Here is an 8669-nt window from a genome sequence, read left to right on the forward strand (position 1 = left end):
ACGCTTCCCGCGGAGATGAGTACGGGCTCTGGCCTGAATGGACTGTGAACCGCCCAAATTCTGCCGAGAATTTTTCAGGTTCCGGCAACCATCAGTCTCCTCGCGCGTCTTGCTCACGCAAGGAGTGCGCAATGACCGACGGCGAGCAACAGCGGGAACTTGAAGAGCGGGTGATGCGCTACCGCATGATGGAACGCGAGGTCACCGACCCGCTCGCAATTCGTCTCTTGCAAGACATCGTTGCAGAAATGGAAGCGGACCTACGGAAGCCTGAGGAGTAGTTCGAATCGTCGGCAGCCGTTGGGCGTAAGCGGGCTTTTTCAAGGTACCCCCGTTGGCTTGATAGATGCCGTGCGGACGCCGTGGTGTTTCCTACCGCGGCGCCGAGTGTTCGTGATCTAGCCTTAGGGCTGGCATTTTGTGGCGCAATGCTGGCGACCTCTGCCAGCGCTCCAAACCGATAAGCGCCCTGAAGATCGCCATGCGCGGCCCCGACAAGGAAGACAGGCTCGCGGCCAGAAAAAAGGAACGACCCCGGCCGGGGGCAGGGCTGAGACCGTTCCTCTCGGGACGTGACAGGCGGCTGTCACACATCAGTGCAAGCCGCCTCGGGCGCGCCCCATCGACAGCATGGCACCGATCTTCAGAACGTCAGTCGTACTTGCGGCGGCGCTTAATCAGCCAATAGACGCCATAACCGACGGCGATCACCGGAAGACCCGCGCCGGCAATGGGACCGGGGGCTCCGCTGACGCGGTGACCAGGCGGGTCTCGACCGGGGGCGTTTTCGCAATTCCCGCCGCCGTTGCAGGCATTCGCAGGTGGGGCAATCATGATCAGAGCTAGGCAAAAAAGGCAGCGGGAATGGCAGATAGAATGTTCACAGATACCTCCTGCATTCTGACCAGTTCAAACAACGTCATTAAATGTGTCATTTAACAATTAAATAGGTTAATTTATTAAATTTGTTCGTCGCAATAAAACTAATGTTCGGAGAAATGCGCGGAAGGCGGAATATGGTCAATTTGAAACCGATCACTTGCCCCCTTTGTGGGGCTGAGGCCCAAGACATTACCGTTGCGACGTTCGATGGTCGGACGATCCGTTGCGGCTTCTGCGGCGACTATGATGTTTCCGGTACGGTGTTCGAGGCTGGACTGCTTGACAGATTGGATCGCAGAAGAAGGTTGGATGCTCTCGAAAGAGCGAAGGGCTCCGCTCCCTCGGGTAAGCGCCCAATGATCACAAGCCACGATCTTTAGCAGACATGCCGACCGGGCCCGCCGATCTCTTTCTCCGCCCCACCGTAATCGGCGGGGAGACGCGCGAAGGCGACTATGTGGTCATTTGGGATGGCTTCACCATCGGGCGCATCTACAGCACCCAGGGCGTCGGCGGCCATAACATCTGGAACTGGGCTGTCATCCTGCCTAACGTCCCCCAGCAGCCCGATCACCGCGGCAGCAGCGCAGACCTTGAGGACGCAAAACTTCTTTTTAAAGCGGCGTGGCTGCGGGTGCTTTCGCGCCTCAGCGATGAGCATGTTGCGGAGGCTCGTCGAATCTCACAGGACCGAAGCCGGCCTTGGCACCAGGGATAAGGCACATAAGGCGAAGCTCGCCCTACGGCCGCAGCGTCCGGCAACCCTCACCTTCGAAAGGTCGGCCGCGGAGCCCTCACGAACGCATCAGTTCATTCCAGTCGATAGTGAGGCCGGCCTCGTCTAGCTCCCGAGCACTTCAGGTTGAGGTTCGATCGAGGGATTGGCTCTGGCGGAGTTCTTCCTTCTGCTCTCCTCAACTGGACTCGTCTATCGCCGATGCCATCTCGAAAGGGTGAACGGACAAGAGCTTCAAGTCAGCTTCTTACGCCAAAAAAAGGTAAGAAGAGTCGAGGCAAACAACCCTCCGACCTAGTCTAAACCGCACGATGCTAACTTTTCCCGACGACTCGGGAACTTTCTGGTTTTTGCATCTTATAACCGGTCGACAGTACTTTAGGGGCACGCGTTGTGGCCGAACCGCCCATGATCCTCTTCGTCAAAGACGACAATGAAATCCGAGGCCTTCTCGGGCACGCGCTGCGCGAAGGCGGCTTCGAGACCGCGACTGGACCGGCGAAGAGGTCATAACGCTCCTCAAGGGCGGTCCCGGTGTTTACCGAGGCATCGTGACAGAGATCAATCTGCTAGGCCAGTTCAACGGGTGGGAGGTCGCACAAGCGGCCCGCGAGATCGATCCGGATTTCCCAGTCGTCTACATGTCAGCGCTCGCCGCTGAGCAGTGGGTCGCAGATGGCGTTCCCACCGGCATAATGCTTCAGAAGCCATTCGCACCCGCGCAGCTTGTTTCAGCGATGTCACAACTGCTTAACCGTGACTCGCCCAGCAGTACCGGCATTTAAGGCAACATGCATGAGTAAAGCATCCATACTCCTCGTCGAAGACGAGGCCATTATTCGAATGATGCTGGTGGAATGGTCGAGTCACTCGGCCATAGCGTAATTGCCGAGGCGGCGACCATCGATGAGGGCCGCTCTCTCGCGGAGATCGAAGCCTACGATCTGGCGATCCTTGATATTAATCTGCAGGGCCTCAATGTGCAGCCCGTTGCCCAGGTGATTGCAGCCCGCGGAATACCGCTGTTTTTCTTGAGCGGCTACAACGCGGATGCTGTGCCGGATAGCTTCAAAGGAGCGGCGGTCCTAAACAAACCCTGCACCACCGATACCCTCAGGCGCACAATCAATGCTGTTCTATCCGACGGACAGCATGAAAAACAACACGACAGCGGCGGCGAAAGGTCGTAAGTCTCAAAAGCCCTATCGCGGCTTGCCGCCAAGCCGTACGGGCACGAGGTCTGGCGTTTGCTCGTGCCAGGCCTCGTTCTATTTTAATCGGATGCATTGCTCCCTCTAGAACGAAATGGTCAGCAGGCCAAACCCCGCAATGCTGAAAGGCACTGGGCCGGGTCAACAGCGCAGCCATACTCGTCGGTCACTCCTACGGCGGAGCCACCATCACAGGCGCCGGAGTCGACGAGCGCGTCGCCGGATTGGTTTATATCGCCGCGGTCGTCCCGGATGTTCAGGAGAGCGTGAAGAGCCAGCTCACTGACTTGCTGGGCGCTTCCACCGGCCCGCGAAAAAGCACAAGCTGCCGTTCATTCCTTGAATCGCCACAGCGCCGAACCGCCTTTGCCTTCACGCGCGACTTTGCCGGCTTTTTCCAGCCGCAACAGACTTATGGTCAGCGAAGAGACTTTGCCGCGCAGCGTTTCGTGAACGGATACGTCATGGCCGAGTTTCAGCATCTGCCGCACAATGGCTTCCGTCGTCATCGGCCCGTGCTTGGCAAGAATTTCGCGCACCACCATCAGCCGCCGAGCCCCATCGTGAAGTCGACTATTACGATCCAGCTAGGATGGCTCTGGACGCACGAGAGCGGCACTTAACGCCTTCCGAGCACCAAGATACCCAGCATAGTGGACGGCGCCATGCCGAGGGCGATCGCGATCGCGATCCAAAAACCCGGCTCGTGGAGTATTGTGGTGTCCTTCTCCAACCGCTCAACCAATTGAGAGCGCAGACGTTCCACCCTAGCAACGCAGTCCTAACGTCCATCTAGCGGATTTTCTCTCCACGTAAGCTCACCGCGGCGGTAGGCACATCGCCGTCCCGGGCAGCCTGAGCGCGTATCGCTTTTGCGCGCTTCCCGTACTATGCTGGCGTTTCGGACGCGGGAGGAGCCCATGGACGACACGACGCGGACCTGCCGATGCGGCGCGCTCTACGGACGTCGGCTTGTTCTATCTTCCACCCCGGAAACAGGGACATTCGCCTGCGTCGTTTGCGGCGAGGTCATCGAGAGCTTCAACACGCCGTTCGTTCCAAAATATCGGCTCTTGGTTGGGCCAGTAAGAGCGCAGCAACCGTAAACGGGAGTTGCCATGGACCGCCGCCTGATCCTCGAACACGTGGGCCGAGGCGGATCGGCACGTTGCGCTGAGCGATACGCACATCAGCCGTCAGATGGAGATAATAGACGAGCTGTCCCGCGCCGGTCATCCAATCTCGTTGGCTCAAGACCTTCTCACCACTTACCGCGCGCTGCGGGCTGCACACGTCGCCCATCGCGATAGGATCCGCAAAGGGCTACCGCAGGCCTGACTCGCCCGCCGGCCTGATGCCGTTTCCAACGCGCGTAGCGGCCGTTCATGACGGCCACGTCTACATACCTAGGGATTCGCCGCTTATTCCCCAGCGATGGCTTTGGAGACGACGTCGTACTGCTCGTCCGCGCCCGAAGAGACGGTTTGCCTTTTCACGACCTGTTCCAGCTCAAGCGCCTCGATGGCAAGCTCATCACCTAAACGCTTAAACAGCTCGCGTTGGCTTGGATCTGTCGCCGACATGCCCAAGCGGGCAAAATGTTTCGCGTCAGCTCGGAGCTGCTGCCACTTTCCGGTGAGGTCCTTCATGAGTCGCTTCCTGGCTGGCGTGATTGTTGGCGTCTAAGGGCCGGCGCGCGTTCCGCATCCGACACCTTTTTTCGAAGAGCAAGCAGCTGAACCCTCTCCTGTTCCAGCCTATCAACGACGATAATCACGATTTGAAAGTCCTTTTTAGAGTCAGCCTCGACCGGAAAATCCATACGCCCCTCCCATTCGGGAAAAAATAGCATCGCCTCCTCCGAACAGCCGTCCGCTTACCTGCGTTAAGCCGAGGCGAGATTTATTCACCGGTTTCGATATATCGCTGCTCCAACCGCCACCGGTGAGTCCGGTTCCCGACAAACATTCGGGAACATGAATCTGCCCGCGCCCTCTCGGTGCATCCGGCGGGGCAATGTGGAAAACTGCGGAGGAAGGATGCCGACCATCGCGCGTAGACAGCGGCTTCCGGTCCCCGAGCGCCCAGGACTCGGAAGAAGACCTGTCCATCCAGGTTGGGGGCCCCAGCCCCCATCGACCTGGAGCCGCTTCTACGGTCCTACGGCTTTAAATGCGCTAGTGTCCGCTTGGAGGTATCTCAGCGATGACGAAAGGAACCACCTCCATGGATGCCGTTGAGCGTGGTTTCCTCGCTTGCGCGCTGCTCGGATTTTTCGTTTTAGCGATAGCGATTTGGCTGATGTAAACTCTGGAATCCGAAGAGCTGTTTCGGGCCGACGTCCAGCGCGGTCCGTCCCATTAGCGACGCGCTCGATCCGCTCCTATGCGAACTGGCTGCAAGTTCCGCGTCGGCGGCGACTTTTCGAAGCGAACGCAGATCCGACATCATCAGTGCGAGCCTCTTGTCATCTGACGCCAGTTGCTCGCGAACTGTTCTAGCCAAGCGTTTCGAAATGGCCATGACAATCGTGCTCCTAATCGCAAAGAACAAAGGCGCGGTGCGCATCCGTGTGCAAAGAAGAGACCCCAGGATCGGAGATAAGGAGTTGAGAACGTCCGCGTCAGGACGTGAGCATGTTCTCGACTCGCTGAATGCGACCGCACGCGGCTATTGCCAAACATCGTGGCGCTGGATTTCAAAACGTCAGCTGTCCTTGAGGTGGCGCTTGACGAGCCAATAGACACCATAGCCGAGCGCAAGCATCGGAAGACCTGCGCCAGCGATTGGGCCGGGCGCTCCGCTCACGTTACCGGGTGGGTCTCCTCTCCAGTGATGGTGGTGACCGGGTGGGTCTCCTTTCCAGCGATCGTGACCGGCGGAGGCCCTCGCAGGCGGAGCAATCATCGTCACAGCCAGAACAAAGAATGCCGCGGAAACGATCGAGATAATCTTCATCAGATTCCCTCCTGCTTCCTGCCCAAGCGAATAATCTCATTAAACTGCGCATTTAAAAAATTAAATAGATTAATGTTTGAAGGTTTCTTCGACAGGTTGCAACTCCGGAACACATCGGTTCGCGCCAACTTTATCGAGTCTCCTTGCATCGGAGTACGGTCTTGACATTTCAGCGTAAAAACCCCGGCACCAAGGCGCCCTACCCAGGCTTTGTCGAGCCGGCACTGGCAGCCGATATCGAGCGGCGCGAGGTGGATTCACGAGATCAAGTTCGACGGCTACCGCGTGCAAACTCACATCGTGAGCGAAGCCGTCAAGATCTTCACGCGGCGCGACCATGACTGGACGCATCGCTTCCGCACGATCGCCGACGACGCCTGGCACATCTCCGCCAGCAGCGCGATCATCGACGGTGAAGTGGTCGCGCCGGCCGCGGACGGCACCACCGATTTCTCGGTGCTGCAGAACGAGCTCAATGGCCGCTCCAGGAAGATCGTCCTGGTCGCTTTCGATCTGCTCTATCTCGACGGTTATGACTTGCGGAAAGAGCCGCTCTCGACACGCAAGGCCGCGCTGAAGAAACTTATCGCCGGCAGCGACATTCAATATAGCGAGAGTTTTGAGGTTGATGGCCGTGCGATGTTCGAGCACGCCTGCAAGATCGGCTATGAAGGTGTGGTCTCGAAGGTCGCCGACAGCCCCTATGTCTCAGGCCGCGGCCGCAACTGGGTGAAGAGGCCGTGCGCGCTGCGGGAGACGCTGACCATCGCCGGTTTCGCGTTGGATGACGGAGAATGGGACGGGATCTATCTCGGCCGGCACAAGGGCGGCGAGCTTATCTATGCCGGCAAGGTCGACCACGGCTTCGACAAGGCATCCGCCGCCGACCTGCAAAAGCGCCTGACGCCGCTGATCCGCAAGACCCAGCCCTGCACCAAGCGCATCGCGCACAAGGGCATCTGGGTTGAGCCGAAGCTGCTGGCGGAAATTGAGTACCGCGCCAAATCGGCGGAGGGTAAGGTGCGGCACCCGTTCTTCAAGGGACAGCGGGAGGACTTGCAGTGGCGAAAACCCTCAAAACCAGCCGCAGAGCGTCCAGATCAATCGAACGTCGGGGTGAATGTCAGCCGCTTCGCAGATATGGACGAGACCGCGGACGCAGTCAGGGGACGTGATCTGTCCGGCAGCGCTGAACGTTAGGCGGGCGATAACTACGCTGCCTCGACGTGACTAAATTAAGTTCCATGAACCCTAAGGAACTCATCAGCGAGGCGAACTTAGGATTGAGCGGCATCTAATTATGGTTTAATATTTTAAATGCATCACCATTTAAATTGGGAGCAATCGAATGAAAGCCATAGTAACGTCGGTCGCCCTTTCGATGCTTGTTTTGTCACCGGCCTTGGCCGATCAAGGTGGTATCCCCAATGGTGGCGTCGGTAACGGCAACGGCAACGGCAATGAAAAACACGCACAAGGCGCTCCTGCCCCGCTTCTAGGCGCCGGGATCCCCGCGCTTGTGATCGGAGTAGGCTATGGCGCTTATTGGCTGGTGCGCCGCCGCCGTAGCGGTAGCTGATATTTCCGAGAGGCTTACAGAGATGAAATGAGGCCGCTGGATGGCGGCCTTTTTGTTTTTCTTCGCGAGTGGGCCGTCTGTTCATGGCCCAAACGGACCTGCGGAGCGTCCCGAGCGATGTCCGTTGCTGGGGAAAAGGGGAGTAGCCCTGTCGCCGCGCGAAGTCGCATTTTGACCCTCAACAGACATTCAGGTCGGCATTTGTTTGGTTCGGGAACATGCGCGGCGGGGTCCGTATCCAACCCCCGGCATCATAAGCTGATTTTCACTTTTTGCTTTCTCGAACAAGGAGTGAGATCGAGGCGGCAGGAATTTCGCGCAGGAACCTTGCTCTACCTCGGATGTTGGCAAGCAATGCAGATAACTCGGGAGGAAATTCCTATGAGAACTCTGTTATTGGCTGGTGTACTGGCGGTTGCTGGTTTCGCTATCGCCACGCCGAACTCCATTGCTCCCGCGTCAGCTCAAGTTGCCGTTGATACTCCGCTCGGCGGCGTGAGAGTGGGCCCGCAGCCGCGGTACTACCGAGACTACGATCGACCCGCTTATCGCGCCTACGGATATGATCGCGGATATGGCGGATGCCGCACCGTCACGATTGAGCGCGACGACGGTTCGGTCCGCAGGGTCCGCCGTTGCGACTAGCAGTACCGGACTGGAAGATTGACCCCGGCACACAAGAGCGTCGAGCAAGCTCTCGCAATCAAGGATTTTAGAGCCATACTAAGGCCGCTTCGGTTGGCGGCCTCTTTCATTACGCGAATGTCGTCTGTTGGCCCAAATGCGAAGTCCGCCGCGGCTTTCAAACTGTCACCTTCCGGAGGTAAAGCGGAAACGGTAGGCCGACCGGCGGACGGCGCTTTTGACCCTGGCTGTGCAAAACGCGAAATATCGAAACGCGACGAGAATTACGTTCTTCCGCTCGTTCTTTAAGTTCAGTGCCGTTGCGAATTGGAGGGCTAAGAGGCTCTTGGGCGAATAACTTGTTCGATGGCGCATCGAGTGCTGAGCGTTTTCACACAGCCAAGACCCTGACCAGGTTAATTGTTCGTAAAGGCTAGTCAGCCGCCACATGCGCAAGCACGGCGTCGAGCGGCGGCCGTAGCATTCGCCAACAAGAAGAGTCGTGTTGCCTTTGTGAAATTGATGCGGCCGCGCTACGCACTTTTCGCTGCACGGACCGTGGGTTCCCCTCCCAAACAACCGACGGTCAGTCCGAGTGATGCCTAGGTCGCGTGGACAGTTATCTTAGCCAGAGCAGAGTTGCGGCGATAGCGACGACAGCGAAGTAATTTCGTGCGGT

The 8669-nt window shown here is 58.1% G+C and carries 8 protein-coding genes and 3 pseudogenes; 8 read left to right on the forward strand and 3 right to left on the reverse strand.

All coding sequences use genetic code 11. The features are described from left to right. Positions 1-131: 131 nt before the first annotated feature. The 6 genes and pseudogenes from AC5ZG1_RS42660 to AC5ZG1_RS42685 form a co-directional block, all read left to right on the forward strand. Positions 132-281, forward strand: coding sequence for a hypothetical protein (locus AC5ZG1_RS42660; RefSeq protein WP_464349923.1), 150 nt, complete (start codon positions 132-134; stop codon positions 279-281). Positions 282-1267: 986 nt separating this feature from the next. After that, entirely contained in the window at positions 1268-1600 is a 333-nt protein-coding gene (locus tag AC5ZG1_RS42665) for a hypothetical protein (protein WP_496136395.1), read from the forward strand. Positions 1601-1748: 148 nt separating this feature from the next. After that, a pseudogene (locus AC5ZG1_RS42670) lies at positions 1749-1916 on the forward strand (PilZ domain-containing protein); the annotation flags it as partial. A gap of 253 nt (positions 1917-2169) precedes the next feature. Continuing rightward, entirely contained in the window at positions 2170-2403 is a 234-nt protein-coding gene (locus tag AC5ZG1_RS42675) for a response regulator (protein ID WP_496136396.1), read from the forward strand. A gap of 72 nt (positions 2404-2475) precedes the next feature. Further along, entirely contained in the window at positions 2476-2808 is a 333-nt protein-coding gene (locus AC5ZG1_RS42680; protein ID WP_496136397.1) for a response regulator, read from the forward strand. A 173-nt stretch (positions 2809-2981) separates the two neighbouring features. Beyond that, positions 2982-3452 (forward strand): annotated as a pseudogene (locus AC5ZG1_RS42685) (alpha/beta hydrolase); the annotation flags it as partial. A gap of 798 nt (positions 3453-4250) precedes the next feature. On the opposite strand, the gene AC5ZG1_RS42690 reads toward AC5ZG1_RS42685, so the two are convergent. From AC5ZG1_RS42690 to AC5ZG1_RS42700, 3 genes are all read right to left on the reverse strand, one after another. Further along, the gene (locus AC5ZG1_RS42690; RefSeq protein ID WP_496136398.1) at positions 4251-4478 is read right to left on the reverse strand and encodes a hypothetical protein; all 228 of its coding nucleotides are present in this window, start codon (positions 4476-4478) and stop codon (positions 4251-4253) included. Beyond that, entirely contained in the window at positions 4475-4681 is a 207-nt protein-coding gene (locus tag AC5ZG1_RS42695; RefSeq protein WP_496136399.1) for a hypothetical protein, read from the reverse strand. Before AC5ZG1_RS42695 ends, AC5ZG1_RS42690 begins: the two co-directional genes overlap by 4 nt. A gap of 854 nt (positions 4682-5535) precedes the next feature. Next, positions 5536-5787, reverse strand: a complete 252-nt coding sequence (locus AC5ZG1_RS42700) for a hypothetical protein (RefSeq protein ID WP_496136400.1) — start codon at positions 5785-5787, stop codon at positions 5536-5538. Between the two features lie 161 nt (positions 5788-5948). Here AC5ZG1_RS42700 and ligD point away from each other — a divergent pair. Next, a pseudogene (ligD, locus tag AC5ZG1_RS42705) lies at positions 5949-6846 on the forward strand (non-homologous end-joining DNA ligase); the annotation flags it as partial. A 289-nt stretch (positions 6847-7135) separates the two neighbouring features. Beyond that, positions 7136-7366, forward strand: a complete 231-nt coding sequence (locus tag AC5ZG1_RS42710) for a hypothetical protein (protein WP_496136401.1) — start codon at positions 7136-7138, stop codon at positions 7364-7366. Positions 7367-8669 lie beyond the last annotated feature (1303 nt).

The sequence above is a fragment of the Bradyrhizobium sp. Leo78 genome (genome assembly GCF_059512425.1).

What these genes read in the sequence shown, in the direction of transcription:
- AC5ZG1_RS42710 (WP_496136401.1), top strand. Translation starts at nt 7,136, where the DNA reads ATGAAAGCCATAGTAACGTCGGTCGCCCTTTCGATGCTTGTTTTGTCA.
- AC5ZG1_RS42665 (WP_496136395.1), top strand. Translation starts at nt 1,268, where the DNA reads ATGCCGACCGGGCCCGCCGATCTCTTTCTCCGCCCCACCGTAATCGGC.
- AC5ZG1_RS42690 (WP_496136398.1), bottom strand. Translation starts at nt 4,478, where the DNA reads ATGAAGGACCTCACCGGAAAGTGGCAGCAGCTCCGAGCTGACGCGAAA.
- AC5ZG1_RS42680 (WP_496136397.1), top strand. Translation starts at nt 2,476, where the DNA reads ATGGTCGAGTCACTCGGCCATAGCGTAATTGCCGAGGCGGCGACCATC.
- AC5ZG1_RS42700 (WP_496136400.1), bottom strand. Translation starts at nt 5,787, where the DNA reads ATGAAGATTATCTCGATCGTTTCCGCGGCATTCTTTGTTCTGGCTGTG.
- AC5ZG1_RS42695 (WP_496136399.1), bottom strand. Translation starts at nt 4,681, where the DNA reads ATGCTATTTTTTCCCGAATGGGAGGGGCGTATGGATTTTCCGGTCGAG.
- AC5ZG1_RS42660 (WP_464349923.1), top strand. Translation starts at nt 132, where the DNA reads ATGACCGACGGCGAGCAACAGCGGGAACTTGAAGAGCGGGTGATGCGC.